The organism is Hydrogenophaga sp. (assembly GCF_051860785.1).
In the GTDB taxonomy this organism is placed as follows: Bacteria; Pseudomonadota; Gammaproteobacteria; order Burkholderiales; family Burkholderiaceae_C; genus Hydrogenophaga.
The window spans coordinates 1-26,347 of record NZ_JBIMLB010000036.1 but is presented as its reverse complement, the minus strand read 5'-3'; the positions used below and the strand labels follow the sequence as shown (position 1 = coordinate 26,347).

Annotated in this window: 25 protein-coding genes, 2 rRNA genes and 1 pseudogene; 11 read left to right on the top strand and 17 right to left on the bottom strand. The window is 66.3% G+C overall.

Going from position 1 to position 26,347, the window contains the following annotated elements:
• A 23S ribosomal RNA gene (locus ACTIF6_RS26345) occupies positions 1-110 on the top strand; the annotation flags it as partial.
• A 179-nt stretch (positions 111-289) separates the two neighbouring features.
• Positions 290-402 (top strand): 5S ribosomal RNA (gene rrf, locus ACTIF6_RS26340).
• Positions 403-492: 90 nt separating this feature from the next.
• Here rrf and ACTIF6_RS26335 read toward each other — a convergent pair.
• Positions 493-1,479 (bottom strand): AraC family transcriptional regulator, encoded by a 987-nt coding sequence (locus ACTIF6_RS26335; RefSeq protein WP_439590683.1) that lies wholly within the window; start codon positions 1,477-1,479, stop codon positions 493-495.
• A 211-nt stretch (positions 1,480-1,690) separates the two neighbouring features.
• Between ACTIF6_RS26335 and ACTIF6_RS26330 the strand changes: the two genes are divergently transcribed.
• The 6 genes from ACTIF6_RS26330 to ACTIF6_RS26305 all read left to right on the top strand — a co-directional run bounded on the left by ACTIF6_RS26330 (position 1,691) and on the right by ACTIF6_RS26305 (position 7,291).
• Positions 1,691-2,308: a response regulator transcription factor gene (locus ACTIF6_RS26330; RefSeq protein WP_439590682.1), complete on the top strand. Its 618-nt coding sequence runs from the start codon at positions 1,691-1,693 to the stop codon at positions 2,306-2,308.
• Positions 2,305-4,032 carry a hybrid sensor histidine kinase/response regulator gene (locus ACTIF6_RS26325; RefSeq protein ID WP_439590681.1) on the top strand — a complete coding sequence of 576 codons (1,728 nt, stop codon included), beginning with the start codon at positions 2,305-2,307 and terminating at the stop codon, positions 4,030-4,032. Before ACTIF6_RS26330 ends, ACTIF6_RS26325 begins: the two co-directional genes overlap by 4 nt.
• A gap of 104 nt (positions 4,033-4,136) precedes the next feature.
• On the top strand, positions 4,137-5,060 hold the full coding sequence (locus tag ACTIF6_RS26320) for an alpha/beta fold hydrolase (protein ID WP_439590680.1): 924 nt from the start codon (positions 4,137-4,139) through the stop codon (positions 5,058-5,060).
• 4 nt (positions 5,061-5,064) lie between these two features.
• Positions 5,065-5,961, top strand: a complete 897-nt coding sequence (locus tag ACTIF6_RS26315) for a patatin-like phospholipase family protein (RefSeq protein ID WP_439590679.1) — start codon at positions 5,065-5,067, stop codon at positions 5,959-5,961.
• A 32-nt stretch (positions 5,962-5,993) separates the two neighbouring features.
• A complete protein-coding gene (locus ACTIF6_RS26310) occupies positions 5,994-6,923 on the top strand; it encodes a hypothetical protein (RefSeq protein WP_439590678.1) in 930 nt (309 codons plus the stop codon).
• A gap of 29 nt (positions 6,924-6,952) precedes the next feature.
• Complete coding sequence (locus ACTIF6_RS26305; RefSeq protein ID WP_439590677.1) at positions 6,953-7,291, top strand: hypothetical protein; 339 nt, start codon at positions 6,953-6,955, stop codon at positions 7,289-7,291.
• Here the strand turns inward: ACTIF6_RS26305 and mdeB are convergent.
• A complete protein-coding gene (mdeB, locus tag ACTIF6_RS26300) occupies positions 7,288-9,876 on the bottom strand; it encodes an alpha-ketoglutarate dehydrogenase (RefSeq protein WP_439590676.1) in 2,589 nt (862 codons plus the stop codon). The genes ACTIF6_RS26305 and mdeB overlap by 4 nt on opposite strands.
• A gap of 101 nt (positions 9,877-9,977) precedes the next feature.
• Here mdeB and ACTIF6_RS26295 point away from each other — a divergent pair, with 101 nt between their 5' ends.
• A complete protein-coding gene (locus ACTIF6_RS26295; RefSeq protein WP_439590684.1) occupies positions 9,978-10,463 on the top strand; it encodes an Lrp/AsnC family transcriptional regulator in 486 nt (161 codons plus the stop codon).
• Here the strand turns inward: ACTIF6_RS26295 and ACTIF6_RS26290 are convergent, their stop codons facing one another.
• A complete protein-coding gene (locus ACTIF6_RS26290; RefSeq protein WP_439590675.1) occupies positions 10,464-11,063 on the bottom strand; it encodes a hypothetical protein in 600 nt (199 codons plus the stop codon).
• 85 nt (positions 11,064-11,148) lie between these two features.
• Between ACTIF6_RS26290 and ACTIF6_RS26285 the strand changes: the two genes are divergently transcribed.
• Positions 11,149-11,364, top strand: coding sequence for a hypothetical protein (locus ACTIF6_RS26285; protein WP_439590674.1), 216 nt, complete (start codon positions 11,149-11,151; stop codon positions 11,362-11,364).
• 10 nt (positions 11,365-11,374) lie between these two features.
• On the opposite strand, the gene ACTIF6_RS26280 is transcribed toward ACTIF6_RS26285, so the two are convergent.
• Genes ACTIF6_RS26280 through ACTIF6_RS26245 form a run of 8 tightly spaced genes read right to left on the bottom strand, consistent with a single transcriptional unit; the run spans position 11,375 to position 20,122 of the window.
• A complete protein-coding gene (locus tag ACTIF6_RS26280; protein ID WP_439590673.1) occupies positions 11,375-12,049 on the bottom strand; it encodes a DUF6064 family protein in 675 nt (224 codons plus the stop codon).
• Positions 12,050-12,074: 25 nt separating this feature from the next.
• Positions 12,075-13,013: an aldo/keto reductase gene (locus ACTIF6_RS26275; protein ID WP_439590672.1), complete on the bottom strand. Its 939-nt coding sequence runs from the start codon at positions 13,011-13,013 to the stop codon at positions 12,075-12,077.
• 39 nt (positions 13,014-13,052) lie between these two features.
• Positions 13,053-13,460, bottom strand: coding sequence for a RidA family protein (locus ACTIF6_RS26270; protein WP_439590671.1), 408 nt, complete (start codon positions 13,458-13,460; stop codon positions 13,053-13,055).
• Positions 13,457-15,127: an AMP-binding protein gene (locus ACTIF6_RS26265; protein ID WP_439590670.1), complete on the bottom strand. Its 1,671-nt coding sequence runs from the start codon at positions 15,125-15,127 to the stop codon at positions 13,457-13,459. The genes ACTIF6_RS26270 and ACTIF6_RS26265 overlap by 4 nt, the downstream gene beginning before the upstream one ends.
• A gap of 16 nt (positions 15,128-15,143) precedes the next feature.
• Complete coding sequence (locus tag ACTIF6_RS26260) at positions 15,144-16,343, bottom strand: acyl-CoA dehydrogenase family protein (protein ID WP_439590669.1); 1,200 nt, start codon at positions 16,341-16,343, stop codon at positions 15,144-15,146.
• 13 nt (positions 16,344-16,356) lie between these two features.
• Positions 16,357-17,211, bottom strand: coding sequence for an enoyl-CoA hydratase family protein (locus ACTIF6_RS26255; RefSeq protein ID WP_439590668.1), 855 nt, complete (start codon positions 17,209-17,211; stop codon positions 16,357-16,359).
• Positions 17,208-17,702, bottom strand: a complete 495-nt coding sequence (locus ACTIF6_RS26250; RefSeq protein ID WP_439590667.1) for a MarR family winged helix-turn-helix transcriptional regulator — start codon at positions 17,700-17,702, stop codon at positions 17,208-17,210. The genes ACTIF6_RS26255 and ACTIF6_RS26250 overlap by 4 nt, the downstream gene beginning before the upstream one ends.
• A complete protein-coding gene (locus ACTIF6_RS26245) occupies positions 17,699-20,122 on the bottom strand; it encodes a bifunctional salicylyl-CoA 5-hydroxylase/oxidoreductase (protein WP_439590666.1) in 2,424 nt (807 codons plus the stop codon). Before ACTIF6_RS26245 ends, ACTIF6_RS26250 begins: the two co-directional genes overlap by 4 nt.
• A 142-nt stretch (positions 20,123-20,264) precedes the next feature.
• On the opposite strand from ACTIF6_RS26245, the gene ACTIF6_RS26240 reads away from it, so the two are divergent.
• Complete coding sequence (locus tag ACTIF6_RS26240) at positions 20,265-20,591, top strand: DUF1840 domain-containing protein (protein WP_439590665.1); 327 nt, start codon at positions 20,265-20,267, stop codon at positions 20,589-20,591.
• A gap of 27 nt (positions 20,592-20,618) precedes the next feature.
• Here ACTIF6_RS26240 and ACTIF6_RS26235 read toward each other — a convergent pair whose 3' ends face one another.
• The 6 genes and pseudogenes from ACTIF6_RS26235 to ACTIF6_RS26210 form a co-directional block, all read right to left on the bottom strand.
• Positions 20,619-21,611 carry a Bug family tripartite tricarboxylate transporter substrate binding protein gene (locus ACTIF6_RS26235; protein ID WP_439590664.1) on the bottom strand — a complete coding sequence of 331 codons (993 nt, stop codon included), beginning with the start codon at positions 21,609-21,611 and terminating at the stop codon, positions 20,619-20,621.
• On the bottom strand, positions 21,608-21,943 hold the full coding sequence (locus tag ACTIF6_RS26230; RefSeq protein WP_439590663.1) for a hypothetical protein: 336 nt from the start codon (positions 21,941-21,943) through the stop codon (positions 21,608-21,610). Before ACTIF6_RS26230 ends, ACTIF6_RS26235 begins: the two co-directional genes overlap by 4 nt.
• Positions 21,944-21,992: 49 nt before the next feature.
• The gene (locus ACTIF6_RS26225) at positions 21,993-22,979 is read right to left on the bottom strand and encodes a tripartite tricarboxylate transporter substrate-binding protein (protein ID WP_439590662.1); all 987 of its coding nucleotides are present in this window, start codon (positions 22,977-22,979) and stop codon (positions 21,993-21,995) included.
• A gap of 105 nt (positions 22,980-23,084) precedes the next feature.
• The gene (locus ACTIF6_RS26220) at positions 23,085-24,332 is read right to left on the bottom strand and encodes a phenylacetate--CoA ligase family protein (protein WP_439590661.1); all 1,248 of its coding nucleotides are present in this window, start codon (positions 24,330-24,332) and stop codon (positions 23,085-23,087) included.
• A gap of 31 nt (positions 24,333-24,363) precedes the next feature.
• Positions 24,364-25,173 carry an ABC transporter ATP-binding protein gene (locus ACTIF6_RS26215; RefSeq protein WP_439590660.1) on the bottom strand — a complete coding sequence of 270 codons (810 nt, stop codon included), beginning with the start codon at positions 25,171-25,173 and terminating at the stop codon, positions 24,364-24,366.
• Between the two features lie 161 nt (positions 25,174-25,334).
• A pseudogene (locus ACTIF6_RS26210) lies at positions 25,335-26,279 on the bottom strand (ABC transporter substrate-binding protein); the annotation flags it as partial.
• Positions 26,280-26,347: the final 68 nt, after the last annotated feature.

Here is a 26,347-nt window from a genome sequence, read left to right as displayed (position 1 = left end):
CCTTGAGCCCCCTAAAGAGTCGTTCAAGACCAGGACGTTGATAGGCTGGGTGTGGAAGCGCAGCAATGCGTTAAGCTAACCAGTACTAATTGCTCGTGCGGCTTGACCCTATAACTTTGATGAAAACCATCAGAGTCAAATGTCATCCGACTGAAAAGTCATGTTATGCCCTCATGGCACGCAACCTGGTTGCCCCCATGACGTTGGCAGCAATCAAAAACCAGCTGATTCGAAGCTCTATGAATTCGACCAGGCCGTGCCACCCGCACAGCCCGGTCAACCAGTTATGCCTGACGACCATAGCAAGGTGGTCCCACTCCTTCCCATCCCGAACAGGACAGTGAAACGCCTTTGCGCCGATGATAGTGCGGGTTCCCGTGTGAAAGTAGGTCATCGTCAGGCTCTTAATACAGCCCCCCAAACCCCCTCGTACCTCCAGGTGCCTGGGGGTTTGGGCTTTCTGGGCCTTCTCGTACGGCAGGCAAGCGACGTCTATGGGAAGACTGGCTTTTCATGTGGAGCCATGGTGGCGATGCCCTTGCGCATGGCGCCGGGTGTGTCACCGTACCGCTGCCTGAAGCGCCGGTAAAAGGTCGATGTCTCACGAAAGCCCGCGGCAAATCCGATCTCGGCCGTACCGATGTGCTGCGTGGAGGGGGCGCACAGCAACGCGTGCGCATGGGCAAGCCGGGTGTGCGTGAGGAATTCGTGGAAGCTGTGTTCCGAGAGTTCGAACAGTTGGTGCAGCGTGCGCAGCGACAGTCCGAACTCGCGGGCCACACGCTCGGGCGTGAGCTCCATGTCAGACGAGCGCAGCTCCACCTGTCGCATGACCCGCTGCAGCAGCGCGCGGCGGCGCGCCAGCCGCGCGGGCTCGGGGAGGCCGATGGTCGTGTTCAGGGCCTGGCCTACCAGCGAACACAGTGTTCCGCAGGCTAGCTCGAGGCTCGTGGATGACAGGCCGGCATGGTGGTGCAACAGGGCGTCAAGCCAGCTCGTGATGAGCGCGCGATTTGCCTGCTCGCGGCCGATCCTTCGCATGGTCAGTTCGCCCGAGTGCGGGGCAAGCGAGGCTCGCAGACTCGCTCGCTCAATCCGCCACAGGCGGAAGTCAAATGTACCGTCGGTGCCGGTGCTGAACGCGATGTTGGGATCGGCGATCACGATGTCACCGGGCTCGGCCACGCAGCGCTGGCCCTGCTGTTCAAACCATGCGCGACCGCGTTGCTGCAGATAGACGTAGTAGGTGTCGCTTGGGCGTTCCCCAATGTCCTGGTCGCGGCGCTGCACCAGGTGGCCCTCGCACACGATGTCGGTCACGTCCAGAGAGCCCAATTGCCGCCGCGTGATGGCACCCTTGAACGGGCCTCGTGTGTGGCGCTTCGGGGTCAGCGCATACACATGTTCGCGGCACGCCTCGCGCCACTGATCGAAGCGCTGCGCCGGGGGCGCGCTCTCGGTGGACCACTCCATGACCATGGCTGTTTCCTCTTGCTTTTTGCGGCGTGGCGGCCAGTCAACGTCAGCGCCCGGATGCCATTCGCGCAGGAGAGTATCGAATATTCCATAAAAACGAACAAGTTCGCGTGAATAGTTACGTTAAACGAATGCTTACGAATTCGCGCTGATTGCCCATCCGCTTTGCGCTGTCTGCGAAGACCGTCTGGCGACCGCTGTCGAAGATGTGGGGGTGTCCAAAGAAGCCCCCCTCACCGTCCTGATCGCGGACGACCATGCACTCGTGCGCGACGGCATGCGCGGCCTGGTCGCCGCTTGGCTGGGAGATGCGCATTGCCTTGAGGTGGTCGATGGCGATGCCCTGTTGCGTGCGGCCGCGGCGCACCCCGCGGCCCGTCTGGCGCTGGTGGACTTGAACATGCCGGGTATGGAACGCGGCTTTCGCCTGGCCGAGCTGGCGCACCGGCACCCGGGTCTGCCGCTGGTGGTCATTTCAGCGCTGACCTCGCCCGACGTGGTGCGTCGCACGCTGGACATCGCCAGCGTGTGTGCCTTTGTGCCCAAGAGTGCGCCCTCGGAGCAGATCGGCGCGGCCATCGACGCCGCGCTGGAAGGCCGCAAGCTTCCCTTCATGCACCGATCGCCCGAGGTGCGACGGCCGGAGGTGATGCTCACGCCGCGCATGGAAGAGGTGCGTCAGTTGTTGCGCCAGGGCATGAGCAACAAATTGATTGCACGCACGCTGGGTATCAGCGAGGGCACCGTGAAGAACCACATGAGCGAGATCTTCAAGGCGCTGCAGGTGTCCAATCGCACGCAGGCGGCGCAGCTCGACGCCGACATCCTGTGAGCGCTCCTCGGAACGAGCAACCCGACCCTGAAGACAGTGCCCACACCGTGGCCTCGCTCTGGGCGCTGCGTGCCTGCGAGTTGCTGTGCTTCCTCATGTTTGCCACCGCGATGCCCTGGCAGCAGCCGGCGGCGTGGTTCTCGATCATCGCCAGCATGGGTGTGCTGCGCTGGTGGCATGTGAACCGCCCCACGTTCCGTGCGCGGTCCAAGGCACATCGACAGCGCGTCTACCGCATCTACATGTGGGTGTTGATGTCTTTCGTGGGCAGCTCCTGCTACTTTCTCTATCTGCCGGACAACGTGCCGATCCTGGCGGTGTTGATGAGTTATTTGCTCGGCAACGCCACGTTGATCGCGGTGCGCCTCACGGGGGACGCCGTTCGCACCACCATCGCCCTGTGCCTGGCGGTGTTGCCCACTTCCATCCGACTCATCGTTGATGGCCTGGGTGGCAACGCGCTGCTGGCCATGATGGGCGTGGGCGGCTTGCTCATGACCACTACGATGGTGTTCCTCTCTCGCGCGCAGGAGATCGGCGTCATGCGCCAGGTGGAACATCGGCGACGCGCCGAGGCAGCGGCCGACACCGTTGCGGCCCTCGGCATGGCGAAGTCGCGATTCTTCGCTGCGGTGAGTCACGACCTGCGGCAGCCAGTGCACGCCATCGGCCTGTACCTCACGCCGCTGGCCAACCTGGCAGCACACGCACAGGACGCCGCCGCACAACGCGCCGTCGAAGGCATCACGCAATCCTGGCGCGCGCTGGACGACCTGCTCGCGCAAGTGCTGGATCTCACACGCATGGACTCCGGTGCGGTTCAGGCCGAACTGCGACCCACCGAAATCGCACCACTCGTGGACAGCCTGGTACGACAGCACAGCGCAGTGGCGGAGGCGGCTGGCGTGCGCATCGTCACCCTGGTGCGACCCGACGCCTTTGCGCTGGCCGATGGCCTGATGCTGGTGCGTGTGATCTCCAACCTGATGGACAACGCCATCAAGTTTTCACCTGTGGGCACCACGGTACTCGTCACTCTGCGTCCCGGCGGTTCGCGCTGGCGCTTGCAGGTGCGCGACGCAGGCATGGGCATTGCAACCGACGCGCAGGCGCGCGTCTTCGAGGAGTTTGTTCAGATGCACAACGAAGCACGCGACCGCCGACAAGGCCTGGGACTCGGGCTGGCGATTGCGCGGCGCCTGACCTTGTTGATGAATGGCGACATTGCCGTGCGTTCCGCCCTGGGGCGCGGTACCTGCATGACCGTCCTGCTGCCGCGGGCGCTTCGGCCGCCAGATGCGACTCCCACACAGACACGAGCGCTCACCATGCCTGGCACACGCATGCCGCTCCTGGGGTCGGCCTTGCCCAACCCCGTCTTCAACATGAAGCGTGTGCTGCTGGTCGAGGACGATGCGCTGGTGGCCGAGGCCACGCGCGATCAACTCGCGAGCTGGGGCCTGCAGGTGCTGCACGTGGAGACCGCTGATGCGGCGATGGCTCAGGCGGCGTTCGGCCAGGTGGCCATCTGCGATGTGCGCCTGCCTCACGCGGCGTCGGGTGTGGCGTTGGCCCTGAATCTGCGTGAATTGGGCAAGAAGGTGTTGCTCATCAGTGGTGAAACACATGCGGCCCTGCGCGAGGCCGCGTCGCGCCATGACCTGCCGCTTTTGATCAAACCGGTGTCGGGTGCGCAACTGCTCTCGGCACTGCAAAGCCTGTAGCCATTCCATGACCAATTTCACATGGTCGCGCACGGTGCCCATCGGTAGATTCCTCATCACCCCACACACGCCGTGTGCACGGGTCGATGCCAAGGAATCCTTTCATGAGACACCAGTTCTCACCCGATCTCGAATCTCCCCACACCACCACCGTGGCAGCCTGCCTGAAGCCAACGCGCGTGGGGCGGTTTGCCGATACGCGCGCTTCGTCTTCGATGCGCCGCATCTACCGCTGGCTGTGCCACTTTTCGCCGGCGCTCGCAGCCCAGCTCGCCTTTCGCCAACTCGCCACGCCACCGCGCAGCGCGCCAGGTCGCTGGCCCGCGGCCATTCGTGAACACACCAGAACACGCCGACTGCCCACTGGGGCAGAAGCGCTTGCGGTGTACGAATGGGGTCAGGGGCCGGCGGTTCTGCTGGTGCACGGCTGGGGGGCGAATGCCACGCATCTCGGACGCCTGGTCCAGCCGCTGCTGAACGCGGGGTTCAGAGTGATCGCTTTCGATGCACCGGCTCACGGGCAGTCGACAGGCCGCTCGACCGACATGGTGGCTTACGCCAACGCCGTGGCCGTCGTGGCGCGAGACGCAGGCCCGTTGCACGCCGTGATCGGCCACTCCTTCGGCGCTGCGATGGCGATGTACGCCGCGCGCGATTGGGGCATGACCGCTTCGCGGCTGGTGTTGGTGAGCTCCTTCAACGACTGCAACTGGTTCCTGGAGATGTTCGCGCGGCACGCAGGCCTCACGCCCGAGGTTTCGCGGCGCACGCGCGAGCTGCTCACGCTGCGTTATGGCGGTCGCCTTGACTGGGACCGCATGTCGGTGACCGAGATGCTTCGGCAGGCGGATCGGCCCGCGCTGGTGGTGCACGACGAGAACGACGACGAGATTCCCTTCGAGCACGGTCTGGCGATGACCACCGCATTGCAGACCGCGCAGCTCAAGGCCACGCGTGGCCTGGGCCACCACCGCGTGGTGCGCCACCCGGAAGTGATCCGCAGGATCACGGCCTTTCTTGTGGACTGAAGCCATGCAGCACACACCACGTTCATTCCCGGGCGCACCGCGCGCCCAGCTCGCCTTTGTGCTGGGCAGCGGGGGCGTGCGCAGCATCGCGGCCCTGGGCATCGCCGACAGGCTGGCGCGCGAAGGCATCCGCCCCGACCTGATCGTCGGTTGCAGCTCGGGCGCGCTGTTTGGTGCGCAGGTGGCCAAGGGCATGCACGGCCAGAGTGCGGTGAGCATGGCCACCACGCTGTGGTCGGCCGAACTCACGCAGCAGCGCCGCTGGCGTGCCTACCTGCAGCTCATCGCACCCAAGCTGGCGGGCTTCGGCGCGGGCTTTGCGCTGCGCGACGACCGCCTGATCACCCAGCGCATCACGCGCGCGTTTGGCGACGCGCGGCTCGAACAGCTGCCCACACCGCTGCGCGTGGTTGCCACCGAGGCGGCCACGGGGTTGCCCGTGGTGCTCTCGCAGGGCCGCCTGGTGGATGCGCTGCGCGCCAGCATGGCGGTTCCCATTCTGTTTCCCAGCGTGGAGATCGATGGGCGCCGGCTGGTGGACGGCGTGCTCTCCGATCCCCTGCCGATTTCGGCCGCGAGCGATGCGAGTGTGGTGATTTCGCTCGGCTTTCACGGCAGCATGCCGCGCCGCGTCGACCGGCTCTCTCGTCTGGTGGCGCAAACCAGTACCACGCTGATCAACAACCTCATGCAGGCGCGCACCGATGCCGCAGAGGCACGCGGGCAGAAGGTGATCGCCATCGAGCTTGACCTGGACCGCCACGTCGGTCTGTGGGAAACCTCGGCCATGCCCGAGCTCTTCGAGGCCGGATGGCGCGCCGCCGAAGAGCGCCTGCTCGACATCGTGGCCGCGCTCGACGAGGCGCGCGCCCCGGCCTTCCAACCCGTCTTCATCGATTGAACCTGACCCCTGAAACCATGGAGCTGAAAAGAATGAGCCCGACCACCATCCATACCGAGCGCTACGCCCGTTGCATCGAAACCTCCAAGCGCGTGCGTTGGGACATCGACCGAGACGTGATCCGTGCGCGGCGCTTCGACTTCTCCAGACCGTTCCTGCCCGAGGGCCTCTCGCGCATCGGTCGGCTGGAATTCCTCTCGCCCGCCGAGCAGGTGCGCCTGAGCCAGGTGCAGGGGCGCACCTACGCCAACATGTTCGGCCTGGTCGAACGTTTCATCGGCATCCAGATGCTCTCTTGCAGCCGCGACCACTGGTTCGGTGATCAGGTGGCGCTGGAGGCGCTGGTGCGCTTCTCGGACGAAGAGCTCAAGCACCAGGAGCTGTTCCGCCGCATCGAGCGCCTGGCCGCCGATGGCATGGCCGATGGCTACGAATTCCTGCCCACGCCGAACGCGGTGGCCTCGCAGGTGCTGGAGTGTGCCACCTGGGCGGTGCTCGCGCTCACCTGCCACATCGAGCTCTTCACCCAGGTGCACTACCGCGAAAGCATCGAGCCTGCCGGTGGACTCTCGGACCTCTACAAGGACGTGTTCCTGTTCCACTGGAAAGAGGAGTCGCAGCACGCGGTGCTCGACGAACTGGAATGGGAGCGCGAGAACGCGCGCCTCACGCCCCGACAGCGCGACGCCGCCGTGGACGATCTGATCAAGCTGGTGGGCGCCATCGACGGCATCCTGCAACAGCAGGCCACAGCCGATGCCAGCTACTTCCTGCGCACCAGCCCCGACACCTTCACCGCCGCGCAGGCCGAGCGCGTGCAGTCGGGCCTGCTCGATGCCTACCGCTGGCAATACATCGTGTGCGGCGTGAAGGCGCCGCGCTTTCGGCAGTCGCTCATCGGCATGACCACGCCAGACCAATGGCAACGCATCCAGGGCGCGCTGGCGCCGTTGATGAACTGAACCTCTCCCTGTTTTCCAGGAAAACTCGCATGTCTCACTTCCGTCGTCCCCATGCCGCACTCATCGCGGCCCTGTGTCTCGCGTTCACCGGCGCCGCCAGCGCTGAAGCCACCGCCATCGAACTGGCCCACCAGGCTTACCACCGGGGCCAGTTCCAGCATTCGTTGAAGCTCTACCAGCAGCTCGCAGCCGCCGGCAATGCCGAAGCGGCCGAGCGCGCCGGCTACATGCTGATGCACGGGCCCGCCACCTATGGTCCGCAGGTGCCGCGCGATCCAGCCCGAGCCACCGCCTTGCTCGAGCAGGCGGCCGATGCAGGTCGCCCCAACGCGGTGTTTGTGCTCGGCATGATGAACGGAGCCGACTAGGCGCGCGCCAGGGCTGCCTTTGCCTGCCGAACGATGCTGTCGGCGTCGACCTGGAAGTGCGCGCGCAGGGCGGCACGCGTGTCGCTGCGGCCGAAGCCGTCGGTGCCCAACGTGTGGAACGCGCGGCCTTCGGGGACGAAGGCGCGCACGCTCTCGGGCACGCCGCGCACGTAGTCGGTGGCCGCCACCACCGGGCCGGTGCTCTGGGCCAGCAGGCGCGTGAGGTGCGCATCGGCGGCGTGTGCCACACCGTCGCGCGCGAGTTCGCTCCAGCTGGTGATGCTGAACACGTCCACACCGACCCCATCGTCGGCCAGTTGCACTGCGGCCTTGAGCACTTCGGTGAAGATCGCGCCCGAGCCCAGCAGGGTGACGCGTTCTGTGGCGCCCTCCGGGCCGAACTGGCCGAAGCGGTAGCCGCCCTTGAGCACGTCCGTGGCCACACCTTCGGGCAGGTCTGGCTGGGCGTAGTTCTCGTTCATGAGGGTGACGTAATAGAACACGTCTTGTTGCTCGACCAGCATCTCGCGCATGCCGGCATCGACGATCACCGCGAGTTCGCCTGCGAACGCCGGGTCGTAGGCTTTGCAGTTCGGAATGGTCGCGGCCACCAGGTGGCTGCTGCCGTCCTGGTGCTGCAGACCTTCGCCGCCCAGCGTGGTGCGACCCGACGTGGCGCCCAGCAGGAAGCCGCGCGCGCGCTGGTCGGCGGCGGCCCAGATGGCGTCGCCCACGCGCTGGAAGCCGAACATGGAGTAGTAGATGTAGAACGGCAGCATCGCCAGGCCATGCACGCTGTAGCTGGTGGCCGCGGCCGTCCAGCTCGCAATGGCGCCCGCTTCGCTGATGCCTTCTTCCAGGATCTGGCCGTCCAGCGCCTCGCGGTAGCTCAGCACCGAGCCGATGTCTTCCGGCGCGTAGCGCTGGCCCACGCTGCTGTAGATGCCGACCTGCTTGAACAGGTTGGCCATGCCGAAGGTGCGCGCTTCGTCGGCCACGATGGGCACGATGCGTGGGCCGAGTTGTGCATCCTTGAGCAGGCCGCCGAGCATGCGCACGAAGGCCATGGTGGTGCTCATCTCCTTGCCATCGGCCTTCAGCGCGAAGGTGGCATAGGTATCGATCGCGGGCACGGGCACCACCGCGCACGCGGTCTCGCGACGCGGCAGGGCGCCGCCGAGCCGCTCGCGGTGCTCGCGCAGGTAGCGCATCTCCGCGCTGTCGTCGGCGGGCTTGAAGAACTCCAGGCCCGTGGCCTGTTCGTCGGTCAGCGGCAGGCTGAAGCGGTTGCGGAATTCGATCAGGTCGGCGCCCTCGAACTTCTTCTGGCTGTGCGTGGTCATGCGGCCCTGACCGGCACTGCCCATGCCATAGCCCTTTTTGGTGTGCGCCAGGATCACCGTGGGCTGGCCGGTGTGGGCCGCTGCGGCGGCATAGGCGGCGTGGATCTTCACGAGGTCGTGGCCTCCGCGCTTGAGCCGGTCGATCTGCTCGTCGGTCATGCCCTGCGCGAGGCGCGCGAGCTCTTCGTTCTGGCCGAAGAAGTTGTCGCGGTTGAAGCGGCCATCCTTCGCGGCGAAGGTCTGCATCTGGCCGTCCACCGTGTGAGCGAAGGCGCGCACCAGCGCACCGGTGGTGTCGCGCGCGAACAGGCCGTCCCAGTCGCTGCCCCACACCAGCTTGATCACGTTCCAGCCGGCGCCGGCGAAGAGTTTTTCCAGCTCGTCGATGATGCGGCCGTTGCCGCGCACCGGTCCGTCCAGGCGCTGCAGGTTGCAGTTGACCACCCACACCAGGTTGTCGAGCTTCTCGCGCGCGGCCAGCGTGAGTGCGCACATGCTTTCGGGTTCGTCCATCTCGCCATCGCCGAACACGCCCCACACTTTTCTGCCCTCGCAGTTCTGCAGGTTGCGGTGCGTGAGGTAGCGCATGAAGCGCGCGTGGTAGATCGAGCTGATGGGCCCGATGCCCATGGATCCGGTGGGGAACTGCCAGAAGTCCGGCATGAGCCACGGGTGCGGGTAGCTGGAAAGGCCGCGCGCGCCCCCGGCCGGGGCTGTGATCTCCTGGCGGTAGTGCAGCAGATCGGCTTCGCTCAGGTGGCCTTCGAGGAACGCCCGTGCGTACACGCCGGGTGCGCTGTGGGGCTGGAAGAAGACGAGATCGCCCTGGCGACCCGCGCGGAAGAAATGGTTGAAGCCGGTTTCGAACAGGTCGGCCGCGCTGGCGTAGCTGGCGATGTGGCCGCCGAGTTCGCCATACGCCTGGTTGGCGCGCACCACCATGGCCAGCGCGTTCCAGCGCATGAGCGAGGCCAGGCGCTCTTCCACCGCCAGGTCGCCTGGAAAAGCGGGCTGGTCTTCCACCGCGATGGTGTTCACGTAAGGCGTGTTGAGCTCGGGCTGCCAGCCGATGCGCTGCTGGCGCGCCAGGCGAGCCAGCTCATCGAGAATCTGCCGCGCGCGCGCCGGGCCCTGGCTGAATGCCAAAGACAACAGCGCTTCGCGCCACTCCGCCGTTTCGCCGGGGTCGGGATCGACGGATGCGGGTTCGATGAAATGCAACTGCTTCGAAACGTCGTTCATGGTCGGGGCTCCTGGACCGGACACTGTAGGCTCACTGGCCAGGCAAGTGCTGTCGATACCGGCGAAGAAGTTCAATTCATGAGGCATAAAATGCCGTGAATATGAAGCCAGACAGCACGAATACCTTGGATGCAACCGATCTCCGGATTCTGGAAGAGCTCCAGCGCGACGCCAGCCTGTCCAACGTGGAGTTGGCCCGGCGTGTGCACCTCTCGCCCTCGCCCTGCCTGGCGAGGGTGCGCGCGCTGGAGTCGCGCGGGCTGATCCGCCAGTACGTGGCGCTGCTCGATGCGAAGCAACTCGGGTTGCACCTCAACGTGTTCATCTCGATCAGCCTGAAACAGCAGAACCGCGAGGCGCTGGAGGAGTTCGAGGCTCGCATCGGCATCCGCGACGAGGTGATGGAGTGCTACCTCATGACGGGCGACGCCGACTACCTGCTGCGCGTGGCCGTGCCCGACATGCCCGCGCTGGAGCGCTTCATCCTGGAGCAACTCTCTCCCATTGCCCAGGTGGAAAAGATCCGCTCGAGCTTCGCGCTCAAGCAGGTGCGGTACAAGACCGCGCTGCCCCTGGGGCCGGTCTGATCAGATGCCCGTCAATTCGGTGTAGGCGCGCCGCGTGGCCGGCGACACGGCGGCCAGCACCTGCGCATGGCTGACCTGATGGCGCTTGAGCAGACGGGCAGAAGCCACGGTGCGGGAGCGGCAGAACCAGTGGCAGGTGTGCTGCATCAGGAACATCTCGGCCGACAGCGTGAAGGCCTTGTCGCGTGGAGCGCGCTGCGCTTCATTGGCCACGGCGTCTGCGATGCCTTGCGCGTGGATACGAAAGGCCTCACGCAGATCGAACGCGGCGTTGGGAAATACCTGAGCTGCCCAGGGCAGGGCGATCCGGCTCACGCGCGCGGCAGGCTCGTCAACGCGTGAAAACTCCGAAGCGAATCGCTTGAACTGATCGGCAATGGCGTTCTCGGAGGCCGCCAACAGGCTCCAGATCTGCTCGCGGCGCTGCGGGTCTTCCTCACCCAGGGCGCGCAGGTAGCCCTGGGCGAGTTCTTCCATCAACGCCTCGATGCGGTAGTGGCCGAGGTGCTGGCCGAGCAGCGCAATGCGCCGTTTCTGGTCTTTCGTGTTGAGGAAAACGATGACCGCGAAGGTCACCACGGTGAAGGTGAGGATGTCCATGGAAGGCAGGCAGGCGTGTTCTGGCAGCCCGCCAGTGTAGTGACTGGATGCGGTGGCGGGTCGTCAGGGATGCGAGAATGAAATCATGTCGCGCTCCCTGATCCTGTTTGCCCTCGCTTGGGCCGTTTGCCTCCTGGGCCTGTCCTGGCTCGCCGAAACCGGTCTCGGCCGGTCTCTTTCCATGGGCGAATGGCTGCTGCTGGGGGTGGTGCTGAGCGTGCTTGCTGGTCTGGCGATGCGACGCTACCGCCAGCGCCACCGGCGCCGGCTGCAGGACATGCGCGACTCGGCGCTCTGGTAGGGCGTTACCGTCAAGCGCGCTGGCGCAACGCCACGGTCACCGCAAGCACCGCGCCCAGCGCCGGTACCCAGCCCTGAGCGGAGCCCATGGTCCACAGCGTGGCCGCGCTGACCGCACACCACAGGCACGCAATGGTCCACAACGCACCGAGCAGGCAGCGCGCAGCCTGGCGCCCCGATGTCAGGCAGAGCAGCACGCCCAGTGTGCCGATGGCCGTGGGATCGGGCGCCAGGCCAAAGAACTCCGCTTGAGCCCAAGGCCTGCCCGACAAGACCGCCAGGAAGGGATGCACCAGCACCGCCCACGCCAGCAGGGCCGGCCCCGTTGTTTGACGAGCCGCACCATTCGCGACGCGAATGCCGCCCATCAGGGACAGCGCCAGCAGTGCACCCGCCTGCAACGCGAAGGCCATGGCGAAGCTGCTCGCTGCGCTGTTGATGGGCGCAAAGCGCTGCCACAGGAAAGCCCACGCCACCAGTGCCCAGCACGCGGCCAGCAGGCACAGACCCAGACGCACCGCGTTGATTCGGCCTCGCCACAATGCACCGGCCATGAAGAGCCCGACCAGCGCGGTCAGCCACGGTGCGGGCCACAACGCTTCGTTGTGCAGTTCGAACAGGCGCCAGTAGGTGCGCGGCGCAAACATCAGCAGGTCGGAAGGGCGGTAGGTCCACCATTCGCTCACTGGGCACCTCTTGCCATCGAGGAGGTCATAGGGCCGACACCTCGCGCGCCATGCGCTCGCGCAGTGCCGGGTCGGGCATGCGGCCGAGTGCGGCCCCCATGTTCTGCCTGACGTGGGCCACCTGGCTGGTGGCAGGAATGGCGCAGGTCACGGCCGGATGAGAGACCGCGAACTTGAGCGCCACCTGTGCCCAGCCATCGCAATCGATCTCGCGCGCCCACCCGGGCAACGGGTGGCGGCGCAGTTGCTCCAGCAGGGCGCCTTCGCGAAACGGCCGGTTGACAATGACGGCGATGCGCCGCTCCTGGGCCAGCGGCAACAGGCGCTGCTCCACCTCGCGGTCCAGCAGGTTGTAGGTGAGTTGCACGAAATCGATGGACTGCGTGCGCATGATGTTTTCCAGTTCTGCGTGGCGCCTGCCTTCGGAGGTGCTGATGCCGACGTACCTCAGCCGCCCTGCGGCCTTCATGTCCAGCAGGCGGGGCAGGTGCTCGCGCCACGACAGCAGGTTGTGCACCTGCATCAGATCGAAGCGGGTCACGCCCCAGTGGGCGCGCGAGGTCTCCATCTGCGCGGCGCCGCGTGCCACGTCGCCCACCCACACCTTCTCGGCCGAGAACAGGGTGGACGGCATGCCCAGCTGCGCCAGCGCGTGACCGATGGTGGGTTGCGAAGAACCGTACATGGGCGAACTGTCGATCATGCGGCCGCCCGATTCGAAGAAGGCGCGCACCACTCGGGCACAGGACTCGCGGGCCATGGGGTCCTGTCCCACGTTGAAGGTGATCCAGGTGCCCAGGCCGACCACGGGCACGGCTTCGCCGGTGGAGGGGATGCGTCGCGTGACGATGGGGCTGGGGGCTTGCGCCAGGCCCATGCCTGGCAGACTGGCCCACAGCGCGGCACCCGCGAGCCAGCGACGGCGCTGCGTCGATGCGGGGTCGGCGTGTGGGATGCGGCTCATGCGGTGTTTGCAAAAGCCGTGGGAGCACCTCGCGTGCGCTTAAGTTCCGGGATCGTCGGGCACCACGGCGGTGACTTCGATCTCCACTTTCGCCCGAGCTTCCACGAGGGCGCTGACTTCCACGCAGGTCATGGCCGGGAAGTTCCTGCCCATCACCTCGCGGTAGACCTCGCCGAGCTCACGCAGGCGCGCGTTGTATTCGACACGGTCGACGATGTACCAGGTCATGCGCACCATGTGCTGGGGCGCCGCATCGGCGCAGGCCAGCACCTCACGCACATTGAGCAGGGCCTGCCGCGTCTGCGCGATGAAATCGTCGCTCTCGAACACCTGGGAGCCGTTCCAGCCGATCTGGCCCCCCACGAACACGTGAGTGCCTCGCGCGGCGATGCCGTTGGCGTAGCCCTTCGGCGCGGCCCAGCCGGGCGGGTGCAGGTGTTTCATCATGGGGTGGGATTCCTGGAAGGGTTTTGCGTGGCCTGCTGGCGCAGCGCAAAGCGCTGCAGCTTGCCGGTTTCGGTGCGCGGAAGCTGCGCCACGAAGACGACCTCGCGCGGGTATTTGTAAGGCGCCAGCGACTGCTTGACGTGTTCCTGCAGCACCTTCACCAGCGGTGCGCCAGCGGCCTCGCCGGGTTTGAGCACCACATAGGCGAGCACGACCTGGCCGCGCTCCTCGTCGGGTCGGCCGACCACGCCGCATTCGGCCACTGCGGGGTGCAGCAGCAGGGCCGCTTCCACCTCGGGGCCGGCCACGTTGTAGCCGGCGGTGATGATCATGTCATCGGTGCGGGCCTGGTAGAAAAAGTAGCCATCGGCGTCCTGGCTGAAGGCATCGCCGGGGTAGTTCCAGCCGGCCTTCACATACTGCGTCTGGCGCGGTTCGTCGAGGTACTTGCAGCCGGTGGGGCCGATCACGGCAAGCTTGCCCACCTGGCCACGCGGCAGTTCCTGGCCGTCTTCCCCCACCACTCGGGCCTCGTAGCCCGGCACCACCTGGCCGATGGCGCCGCGTCGCACCGATTCGGGTGGCGAGGAGATGAAGATGTGGAACATCTCGGTGGCGCCAATGCCGTCGAGCATCTCCAGCCCGGTGGCCTGCTTCCAGAGCTGGCGTGTGGCGTCTGGCAGGCCCTCGCCCGCGCTCACGCTGATGCGCAGCTTGCCGATGCCGTGCTGCTGCGCGAACGCGGCCATCTGCCGGTAGAACGTGGGCGCGGTGTAGCAGATGGTGGCACCCACGCGGCCGATGAGCTGCACCATGGCCTCGGGCGTATAGGGAATGGAGGGGAAGTAGACCGAGGCCCCGGCCCACATGGGAAAGACCAGCAGCCCGCCGAGGCCGAAGGTGAAGGCCAGCGGCGGTGAGCCCATGACGATGTCGTCGGGCGTGGCACGCAGCACGTGGCGTGGCCAGGTCTCGCAGGCGGCGAGCACGTCTCGGTGCGTGTGCACAGCAGCCTTGGGCGTGCCGGTGGTGCCGGAGGTGAAGGCCAGCAGCGCGACATCGGTGGCGGCGGTGGGGCAGGGCGTGCTGTGTTCGCACTGGCGCGCCGCCATCTTCTCCAGCGAATTCGGCACATCGGGGGCACCGGTGTTGAACACCAGCAGCTTCATGCCCGCCGTGGCGGGATCGGCGGCGAGCGCGGTCTTGAGTTCGTCCTGCAGCTGCACGTCGCACAGCGCCACCGACGGCTGCGCCTTGGCGGTGATGGCCGCGAGCTCTTTTGCGCGCAGCAGGGGCATGGTGGCCACGGCCACCAGCCCGGCCTGCACCGTGGCCAGCCACGTCAGTGCCATGGCCACCGAGTTGCCTCCGCGCAGCAGCACGCGGTTGCCGGGCACCAGCCCCAGGTCCACCGTGAGGACGTTGGCGATACGATTCACCTCCGACTGCGCCTGCGCGTAGCTCAGGGTGCGATCTTCGCTGCGCAGAAAGGGGCGATCCGCATGACCGGCCTGTTGGGCGCGCTGGAACAGGGCCTGCACTGCGTTGACCTGCACGGGCAGTTGCAGTTCGGGTCGGTCGAAGCGCAACTCCGGCCACTGTTCGGGCGGCGGCAGGCGGTCGTGCACGAAACGATCGGGCTGGGCGCTGGGAACGGTGCTGTTCATGGACATCTCCCGAGAATCACGCGCGCAGCGTCTGTTTGCCGAGGATGAGCAACTGCACTTCGCTGGCACCTTCGTAGATGCGCAGCGATCGGATGTCCCGGTACAGGCTCTCGATTTTCTGGCCCACCTGCACGCCCCGCCCCCCGAACATCTGCAAGGCCATGTCGATCACGCGCTGCGCGTTCTCGGTGGCGGTCAGTTTGGCGCTGGCGGCGGCGGCGGTGTAAGCCGGTGTGCCCGCGCCGCTGGTGGCGCTGCAGTCGCGCAGCCAGGCCGCACGGTAGGTGAGCAGGGCGGCGGCGTCGATGAGTGCGCTCATCTCACCCAGCTTCGCCTGCGTGAGCTGAAAATCGGCCAGCGTCTGCCCGAACATCTTGCGCTGCTTCGTGTGTGCCACCGCTTCGGCCAGCGCACGCCGCGCCATGCCCAGCGCGGCGGCGGCCACAGAGGCGCGAAAGATGTCCAGCGTCTGCATGGCCAGCTTGAAACCCCCGTGCAGCGGGCCAAGCAGGGCGTCGGCACCGAGGCCGCAACTGTTGAAGCGCAAGGTGGCCAGCGGATGCGGGGCCATCACATGGATGTGCTCGCGGCTGTCCAGGCCGGGTTCGCGGGCGTCGACGATGAAGGCGCTGATGCCGCGTGCACCAGCGTCGGGATCGGTCTTGGCGAACACCACGTAGAAGTCGGCCAGGTCGCCGTTGCTGATCCAGGTCTTGACGCCGTCGAGCGTCCAGCCCTGCGCGGCCGGCGTGGCGCGCGTGGCCATGGCGGCCACGTCGGAACCCGCGTCGGGCTCACTGAGCGCGAAGGCGGCGATCTTGCGGCCCGTGGCCACGGCACTGAGGTATTTGGCCTGCTGCTCGGGCGTGCCCGCGAGCGTGATGGCGCCGCTGCCCAGGCCCTGCATGGCGAAGGCGAAATCGGCCAGCGGGGAGTGAAAGGCCAGCGTCTCGCGCAGGATCACGAGCGAGCGCGAATCGAGCGCGGGCAATGCACCGCCGTGAGCCGCGCTCACGCAGTAGCGCAGCCAGCCGTCCCGCCCCAGGCGCGCCACCCAGTCCTTGCAGGCGGCGCGGTCATCGGTCTCGTCCACTCGCTGCTGCGCGGCCCAGTCGGCCAGGCGCGGCGCCATCTCGCGGTGGTGCGCGTCGAAGAAGGGCAGTTCCCACTGCGTTTGTGGCGGGTGCATGCCGTGCGGGTGTTCGAATGCGACCATGGTGTGCTGTCCTTCAATCGCCTTCGAAGACCGGGCGCTGCTTGGCCGCGAATGCTTCATAAGCGCGCCTGAAGTCCTGCGTCTGCATGCAGATGGCCTGCGCCTGCGCTTCGGCCTCGATGGCCTGGTCCAGCGTCATCGCCCACTCCTGGTGCAGCATGGTCTTGGTCATGCCATGCGCGAAGGTGGGACCCTGGGCGAGTTGCGCGGCGAGCTTGTGCGCGGCGGGCAGCAGTGCGGCGCTGTCGTGCAGCGCGTTGAAGAAGCCCCAGGCGAGGCCCTCCTGCGCGTTCATGGCGCGGCCGGTGAACAGCAGCTCGCTGGCGCGACCCTGGCCGATCATGCGCGGCAGCAGCGCGCAAGCGCCCATGTCGGCCCCTGCCAGGCCCACGCGGGTGAACAGGAAGGCGGTGTTCGTCTGCGGCGTGCCCAGACGCAGGTCGGAAGCCAGTGCCATCATGGCACCGGCGCCTGCGCACACGCCGTCGATGGCGGCCACGATCGGCTGCGGGCAGGCGCGCATGGCGCTGACGAGGGCGCCCGTCATGCGCGTGAAGGCCAGCAGTTCGGGCATGGTCATCTTCGTGAGCGGGCCGATGATTTCGTGCACGTCCCCGCCCGAGCAGAAGTTGTCGCCCGCGCCAGTGAGCACCACGGCGCGGATGTCGGTGGCCTTCTGCAGGCCCAGGAACCAGTCGCGCAGTTCGGCGTAGGAATCGAACGTGAGCGGGTTCTTGCGTTCCGGGCGGTTGAGCGTGACGGTGGCCACGCCGTCGGTCACGCTCAGGGCGAAATGGCTGGGTGCCTTCGCGGCCAAGGGCGCGAACTGTCCGCGCATCGGGTTGTGGTCGGGGATGGGGTGTTTCATTCGTCAATCCGCTGGTTGAGCTGGGTCTGGTGCTGTTTGACTTTGCCGAGCAGCTTGTGCAGGCTGTCCAGGTCACGCGCGCTCAAGCCATCGAAAGCCTCGACGATCCACTGCTCGTGCTGCTGCGCCATGGCAACGAAACTGGCACGGCCCCGCACGGTCAGGCGCACGCGGAAGGCACGGCGGTCGCCGTCCACCCCCATGCGTTCCACCAAGCCTTCGGTGACGAGCTGGTCGGTGATGCCGGTGACGTTGCCGCCGGTGACCATCAACCGGTGCGAGAGCTCTTTCATCTTCAGGCCCTCGGGGTGGCGTTCGAGCTGGGCCATGAGGTCGAAGCGTGGCAGCGTGGTGTCGAACTGTTCGCGCAGGCAGGCGCGCACACGTTTCTCGATCAGTTGCGAGCAGGTGAGCAGGCGCAGCCAAAGGCGCAGTTCCTGCGCATGTTCGCTGTGGGCGCGGGCTTCGAGGTCGAGAGTAGAAGTGTTCATGGCGAGCTGGCGTTGAGCGCTTGTTGGCGGGCAATTTCCCGGTAAAGCTGGTCGCGTCCGCTCTCGTAGGGGCGCGGCCATTCAATGGCGCGGGTCTGAAGTTTCGCCGCCTCGTGCAAGGTCCATGCCGGATCGGCGAGGTGTGGGCGCGCCACCGCGCAGAGGTCGGCGCGACCGGCCGCGATGATGCTGTTGGCGTGGTCGGCTTCGCTGATCGCGCCCACCGCCATGGTGAGAATGCCGGCTTCGTTGCGCACGCGGTCGGCGAATGGCGTCTGGTACATGCGACCGTAGACCGGTTTTGCCTGGCGGGTGGTCTGGCCGGAAGACACGTCGATCACGTCGCAGCCAGCCGCCTTGAAGAGGCGCGCGATCTCCACCGCGTCGTCGGGCGTGTTGCCACCGGGCGCCCAGTCGTGCGCGGAAATGCGCACGCTGAACGGCCTGTACGCGGGCCACACGGCGCGCATCGCCGCAAACACCTCCAGCGGATAGCGGCAACGGTTCTCCAGCGAACCGCCGTAGTCGTCGGTGCGCAGGTTGGTGAGCGGGCAGATGAAGGCCGAGAGCAGGTAACCGTGCGCGCAGTGCAGTTCGAGCCAGTCGAAGCCGGCAGCCGCTGCACGCTTTGTCGATGCCACGAAAGCGTCGGTCATGGCGTCCATGTCGGCGCGGGTCATCGCACGGGGCACCTGGTTTTGCTCGCCATACGGCACCGCACTGGCCGAGATCAGCGGCCAGTTGCCATCCGCCAGGGGCTCGTCGATCTGTTCCCAGCCGAGTTGCGTGGAGCCCTTGGCGCCACTGTGGCCGAGTTGCAGACCGATGCTCGCGCTGCTGCTGCCGTGCACGAAATCGACAATGCGCTGCAAGCCGGCCTGCTGTGCGTCATTCCACAGGCCCGGGCAGCCGGGCGTGATGCGGCCTTCGGGCGTGGGGCTGGTCATCTCCACCATGACCAGCGCGGCACCGCCGAGAGCGCGCGCGCCCAGGTGCACCAGATGGAAGTCGCCCACCACGCCGTCGACCGCGCTGTACTGCGCCATGGGCGAGACCACGATGCGGTTCTTGAGCGTGAGGCTGCGCACCGTGAGCGGCAGCAGCATCGGTGGGGTCGGATGTGCTGCCATCCGATCCGGCGACGGGCCGCCCCTAGCCGGATCAGCCCCCTCGGGGGGCAGCGACCCGCGCAGCGGTGGAGCGTGGGGGCTGTAACTCTGCAGCCAGGCCTCGTAGCCTTCCAGCCATTTCGCGTCGCGCAGGCGCAGGTTCTCGTGGCTGATGCGCTGACTGCGCGTGAGCAGCGAGTAGGCGAACTGCTCGATCTCCATGCCGGTGTAGCGGTCCACGTGCTCGAACCACTCGGTGGAGTTGCGCGCTGCGTTCTGGATCTTGAGCACCTCCACGCTGCGGCGCGCCTCGTAGCCCTGCAGCACGGCGGCCACGTCCGCATTTTCGTGGCGCGAGAACTCGTCGGCGAGGTCGATCGCGTCTTCCAGCGCCAGCTTGGTGCCGCTGCCGATGGAGAAGTGCGCGGTGTGGGCGGCGTCGCCCATGAGCACGATGGGGGTGTTGCGGTCTGCAATGTTTTGCCAGTGCACCCAGGTGTTGCAGATCACGCGCGGGAAGCGGATCCAGATCGCCGAGCCGCGCAGGTGCGCGGCATTGGCGACGAGGGCATGGCCGTCCAGATAAGGCGCGAAGAGCTTCTCGCAGAACGCCACGCCATCTTCCTGGCTCATCTGGTCGATGCCGTGCGCTTTCCACACCTCCTCGGGCGTTTCCACGATGAAGGTGGAGGTTTCGCCGTCGAACTTGTAGGCGTGAGCCTGAAACCAGCCGTGCTCGGTCTGCACGAAGGCGAAGGTGAAGGCGTCGAAGGTTTTCTTCGTGCCGAGCCAGACGAAGCGGCACTGGCGGGTGTCGACGTCGGGCTGGAAGGTGTCGGCGTAGCGCGTGCGGATGCGGCTGTTGAGCCCGTCGCTGGCAACGACCAGGTCGGCCTGGTATTGCGCGGCCAGGGCCTGGTCGTCGGTCACATCGGTCTCGAACACCAGGTTCACGCCCAGCGCCAGGCAGCGTTCCTGCAGGATGTTGAGCAGCCGCTTGCGGCCAATGCCGCAGAAGCCGTGACCACCCGAGCGAACCTGGCGCCCTTTGAAGAAGACGTCGATGTCGTCCCAGTGGTTGAAGGCCTCGCCAATGAGCGTGGCGGACTCGGGGTCGGCCACGCGCAGGTTGCCCAGCGTCTGGTCAGACAGCACCACGCCCCAGCCGAAAGTGTCAAATGGACGGTTTCGCTCCACCACCGTGACGGTCAGCGTCGGGTCCCGGCGTTTCATGAGGAGGGCGAAATACAGCCCGGCCGGCCCGCCGCCGATGCACAGGATGCGCTTGAGAGCCGGGTGGGAGGTATTCATGTCTAATTAGTTTAGATATAAAATATCTAGAGCCAACCGGGTAAACCCCAATGCCGCCGTCGTTGAGCCGATGTCCTACAGGGCAATGCACGGCGTCGGTGCTATGGTGAGCCATCCAATCCGCGCAACAAAGGAGGCCACCATGTCTGTCTACCGATTCAAATCCCGCGAAACGGGCGAACTGGTGATGCTGGAGCCACACGGCAAGCGAGTTCTACAGATCATCGGCAAGGATGCTTCCGGCCCCGGGGTCATTCTGCCCGAGCAGATGGCGGGCGCGGTGGAGGCGCTGCGCGCTGCGGTGGTCGAGGAGGAGACGGCGCGCAATCGTCAGAAAGACGAAGCGCAGGCTCGGGGCGAGACCACACCCGAGTTCGATCCCGTCAGCCTGCGCATGCGCGCTGCTCCATTCATCGAGATGTTGCAGCGCGCAGAAAAAGCGGGTGTGGAAGTCGTCTGGGGCGTTTGACGCGAACACCCCAGCTGTCGATCGGGCTCAGTCCACCCTGGCGCCCGACGCCTTCACCACGGCCGCCCACTTCGTGATCTCATCGTCGATCAACTTCGTGAATTCCTGAGGGGTGTTGCCGCTGGGAATCGCACCCTGGGCAAGCAGCCTTTCCTTTACTGCGGGCAGGCCCAGGGCCTTCGCCGATTCCTGCTGGAGGCGGGAGACCACATCGGGCGGTGTGCCCGCCGGGGCCAGAAGCCCGAACCAGGAACTGGCCTCGAAGCCGGGCAGGTTGCCCGCCTCGGCCACGGTGGGCACGTCGGGCAACGCGGCGGAGCGCACCGCGCTGGTCACGGCGAAGGCCTTCAGGCTGCCAGACTGGATGTGTGGCATGGCCGAGGGCAGGTTGTCGAACATCACATCCACCGCGCCGGCCAACAGGTCGGCCAGGGCCGGGCCCGAACCTCGGTACGGGATGTGTGTCATGAAGACGCCGGTGCGCGATTTGAACAGTTCGCCGGCCAGATGTATCGACGTGCCGTTGCCACTGGAGGCCATGTTGAGCTTGCCCGGGTTGGCCTTGGCGTACTTCACGAAGTCGGCCACGCTGTTGATACCCAGCGCCTGCGCCCGTTTGGTGTTCATCACCATCACGTTGGGCACGCCCGCCACCAGGGTGATTGGTGCGAATTCTTTCTGTGGGTCGTAAGGCAGCTTCGAGTACAGCGACTTGTTGATGCCGTGGGTGCCGACCGTGCCCATGAGGAGTGTGTACCCGTCGGCGGGCGACTTGGCCACCACTTCGGCCCCGATGTTGCCACCCGCGCCGGCGCGGTTGTCGACCACGAAGGTCTGCCCGTACACCTTGCTGAGCTCGGGTGCCAGCACGCGGGCCAGGATGTCGGTCGTGCCGCCCGGCGCGAAGGGCACCACGATGCGCACGGGCTTGGTGGGCCACGCGGTCTGCGCGGCAACCAGGCCAGGCAAAGCGGTGGCCACGACGCTGAAGGCAACGACGGTGCGACGGGATAGTTTCATGTGTGTCTCCTGCTCAGGTGGTCGATCTGCGGCTGCAAGGGTTGCTGGAGCCGGATGCCCAGTGCCAGCGCCGCGTCGTTGGCGCAGCTGACCACGCCATCGTTCAATGTACTGGCTGCCTGCCCGATGCGCGCACTCGTGTGCGACACCGCGCAAGCCGCCAGCCCGTGCGATTGCAGCAAAGCCAGGCCGGCAATGCCCGCATCGTCGAGCCCGATGCCCGCATCGTTGAACACTGAAAGCAAGGGCCGCACCGCCAGCGCATAGCGCGCCGAACTCAACCCCCCATGCGAACCACTCAAAGCAATGCAGCCCGCATCAGCGGGCTGCATTTCCGTGATCGAGTCAATGACCCGGATCGCGATCAAGAGGGGGCAACAGTCAGTCTGCGAACTGGCCGGCAGCGTCGATCGCGGTCTTGAGCTTGGTGATTTCGCTGGCCACGAAAGCCTTGTGGCCCGCCGGGGTGATGCGGTTGTCGGTGGCCACGATGGCGCCCAGCTCTTCCTGGCTCTTGATGAACTCAGGGTCCTTCAGGGCCACCAGCAATGCATCGTTGAGCTTCTTGGTCACGTCGGCCGGCGTGCCCTTGGGCGCATACAGGCCGTGCCAGATGGTGAGGTTGAAGCCTTTGAGGCCCATTTCCTGAAGCGACGGGTAGTCCTTGAGCAGCTTGTGGTTGGTCAGCGGCTTGGCGGTCGTCACGGCGAAGGCCTTCACGCGGCCGGCTTCGATCTGGCCGGTGGTGTTGGTGGTCTGGTCGCACATCACGTCGACCTGACCGCCTAGCAGGTCGTTCATGGCCGGGCCCGTGCCGCGGTAAGCGATGGTGGTCATGGACTTGTCCAGCTTCACGGCCGACTGCCACATCAGGCCGCAGATGTGCGAGGCCGAACCCAGGCCGGCGTGCGCCAGGTTGAGCTTGCCGCCGTTGGTGCGGATGTAGGCTTCGAAGTCGCGGTAGGTGTTGGCGGGCAGCTTGGGCGAACCCAGCAGCGTCATGGGCACGTCGTTGATGATGCCGAGGAACTCGAAGTCTTCCAGGGGCTTGAAGGTCTGCTTGCGGTACAGGCTGGTGGTGGCGGCCATGCCGATGTGCCAGACCAGGAGTGTGTAGCCGTCGGCGGGCGCGCGCGCCACTTTGGTGCCTGCGATGGTGCCGCCGGCACCGGCTGCGTTTTCCACCACGATGTTGGCGCCGCCCAGGGGCTTGCGCATGGCTTCGGCCAGACGGCGGGCCACCAGATCGGTCGGGCCGCCCGCGGCGAAGGGCACCACGAAGGTGATGGGCTTGCTGGGGAAAGCCTGCGCAAAGGCGCCGGTGGACACGGCAGCGGTGAGGGCTGCAAGTGCGAGGATTTTCTTCATCTGAGGCTCCAAGGGTTGATCAACCGCTGGATGTTAGCCCCTGTCCGCGAGTCGGAAATCGCGGTAATTACTTAGCCCTCCAGGGGGGAAAACCCTCGATCCTCCTCACTGGTAGCTGCGGGCGTCCTCGATGACCTTGCCGTCGTTGGGCAGGCTGCCCGGCTGCACCAGTTGGACCTGCGCCCGCAGCTTGGTGACGTCGCGCACGGCGGACTCGATGCGTTCGGCCAGGTCATCCTGCGTTTCGCTGGCCTCGACCTGCAGGCACATCTGGTCGTTGGCCATCTCGCCACTCACCACCAGCCGCGCCTTGCGCACCTGCGGGAAGCGCCGGGCAATGTCGGCCACCTGCGAGGCGTGCACGAACATGCCGCGCACCTTGGTGGTCTGGTCGGCGCGGCCCATCCAGCCCTTGATGCGCGGTGCGGTGCGTCCGCTCGGGCAGGGACCGGGCAGCACAGCCGAGAGGTCGCCGGTGCCGAAGCGGATCAGCGGGTAGGCCGGGTTCAGCGTGGTCACCACCAGCTCGCCCACCTCGCCTTCGGCCACCGGATCGCCGGTGCCGGGGCGCACGATCTCCACGATCACGCCTTCGTCCACCACCAGCCCTTCACGAGCAGTGGTTTCGTAGGCGACCAGGCCCAGGTCGGCGGTGGCGTAGGTCTGGTACACCGCCACGCCACGCTCGGCAAACCAGGCCGTGAGGCTGGGTGGACACGCCTCGCCGCCCACCGAAGCCTTGCGGATGCTGGAGACGTCCACCCCGGCCTCGGTGGCCTTTTCCAGCAGGATGCGCAGGAAACTGGGCGTGCCGGTGTAAGCGTCGGGACGCAGTTCGCTGATGACCTGCAATTGTTGTTCGGTCTGCCCGGTGCCGGCCGGGAACACCGTGCAGCCCACCGCGTGTGCGCCAGACTCCAGGATGAACGCGCCGGGGGTCATGTGGTAACTGAACGCGTTGTGCACCAGTTCGCCGGACCGAAAGCCGGCGGCAAACAGCGCGCGGCCGGCGCGCCAGTAGTCGCGTGTGGTGCCCTCGGGTTCGTAGATCGGTCCCGGCGAAGCAAAGATGCGCGTCATCTGCGGCCCCCGCACCAGGCTGGAAAACCCACCAAACGGGTCGCTGGCGCGCTGCGCCCTCTGCCGCTCCAGCAGCTCGCTCTTGCGCGTGACGGGCAGGCGGGCGAGCGCCGCGCGGCCGGCGACCGAAGCCGCGTCCACGCCGCGCAGGATCTCTGCAAACGCGGTCGAATGTCGCTGGGCGTGGGCCACCTGCGCAGCCAGTGCGGCCATCTGCTCGGCCTCGCGTTGTTCCGGTTTTCGGGTTTCCAGGGCGTCGAAGAATTCGTTCATGGCAATGTCTGGCGTAAGGAGGTGAGGGGGGTCAGGCGAGCCAGCGTTTGCGCCGCTTGTAGCTTTTCACATCCTTGAAGCTCTTGCGCTCGCCGCCGCCCATGCCCAGGTAGAACTCCTTGACGTCCTCGTTGTTGCGCAGATCGCTGGCCGCGCCGTCCATCACGATGCGTCCGGACTCCATGATGTAGCCGTAGTCGGCGTACTTCAGCGCCATGTTGGTGTTCTGCTCGGCCAGCAGGAAGGTGACCTTCTCTTTCTGGTTGAGGTCCTTCACGATCTCGAACACCTCCTCGACGATCTGCGGTGCCAGGCCCATCGAAGGCTCGTCCAGCAGCATCACGCTCGGGTTGGTCATGAGCGCGCGGCCGATCGCGCACATCTGCTGCTCGCCACCCGAGGTGTAGGCCGCCTGGCTGGTGCGCCGCGTCTTCAGGCGCGGGAAGTAGGTGTAGACCTTCTCCAGGTTCGCCGCCACCTCGCCCTTGTCCTTGCGGGTGTACGAGCCGGTAAGCAGGTTCTCCTCGATGGTGAGGTGGGCAAAACAGTGGCGCCCCTCCATCACCTGCACCACGCCGCGCTGCACCAGGTCGGCCGGCGTCAGGTTCTCGATGCGTTCGCCACGCAGCTCGATGCTGCCCTTGGTGACTTCCCCGCGCTCGGCCTTGAGCAGGTTGGAGATGGCGCGCAAGGTGGTCGTCTTGCCCGCCCCATTGCCACCCAGCACGGCCGCAATCTTGCCCTCCGGCACGTTGAGCGAGACGCCCTTGAGCACCAGGATCACGTGGTTGTAGATGACCTCGATGCCATTGACGTTGAGAACGGTATTCGGTGTGCTCATGAAAGATTCCTTGGGACCATTTGCAAAGGCAGCAAGCCACCCTTGCAGATGGCGCCGCACCAGCGCGAAGCCACCTCAATCGAGGGTGCCGAGGATCCGGCTCTGCCGGTCCTCAGGCACCGCCCCCTTGAGGGGGTCGCGCGCAGCGCGGCAGGGGTGGGCTAGCTCTGGCAGTCCGCCGGTGTGCGAGCCGACAGCTTCTTCTCCGCCGCGTACTTCGAAGCCGTGGACTTCACCATCGGGCGGATGATTTGCTGGTCGGACTCGATCCAGTCGGAAGAGAACTCCCACTTGGTGCCGTCCCAGGTGTGGATGCGCGCGGCGCCCGCACCCACGTGGTCGGCACACGAGGTGCTGATCGGACCGCGCAGCACACCCTTGAAGCCCAGCGCGTCCAGCTTGGCCTGCGTCAGGTTCAGGTTTTCCAGGCCCCAGCGCACTTGCTCGCCGGTCATGACCTTGCCCTTGCCGAAGCGCTCTTGCGCCGCGCGAATGCCCTCCACGCCCATCGCTGCGCTCACCACGCCGCGAAGGTACAAGGTCTCGCCCACCTCATCGCGCGGGCCGGTGCCCTGGCCCTTGTCGTGCAGCTTCGCGAGGATCTCCTTGACCACCGGCGCGTTCTTGTCGGTGCCGTGTTGCAGCGTCACGGCGTTGTAGCCCTTGGCACCCTGTCCCACGTCACGCACATCGGGCTCGGCACCCGACCACCACACGCCATACATCTTTTCGCGCGGGTAGCCGGTGGCCTGCGCTTCCTTCAGCGCGGTGGAGTTCATCACGCCCCAGCCCCACAGCAGCGTGTAGTCCGGGCGCGATTGCCGCACCTGCAGCCAGGTGGCTTTCTGCTCCACGCCTGGCGCGGTCACCGGCAGCAGTTGCAGATCGAAGCCGTGCATCTTGGCGCGTTCCTGCAGCAGCGGAATCGGTTCCTTGCCGAACGGGCTGTCGTGGTAGACCAGGGCGATCTTCTTGCCCTTGAGCTTGTCGAGTCCACCCTCCTTCCTGGCGATCGCCTGGACGATGGCGTCGGCGGCCACCCAGTAGGTGCCCAGCAACGGGAAGTTCCACTTGAAGATGGTGCCGTCCGCGCTCTCGCAATCGCCGGGTCATTCTGCCCATGTCGGGCAAGAAGTTGAAGTCTTCTATCGCTGGCATCCACTCTATGGGCGTC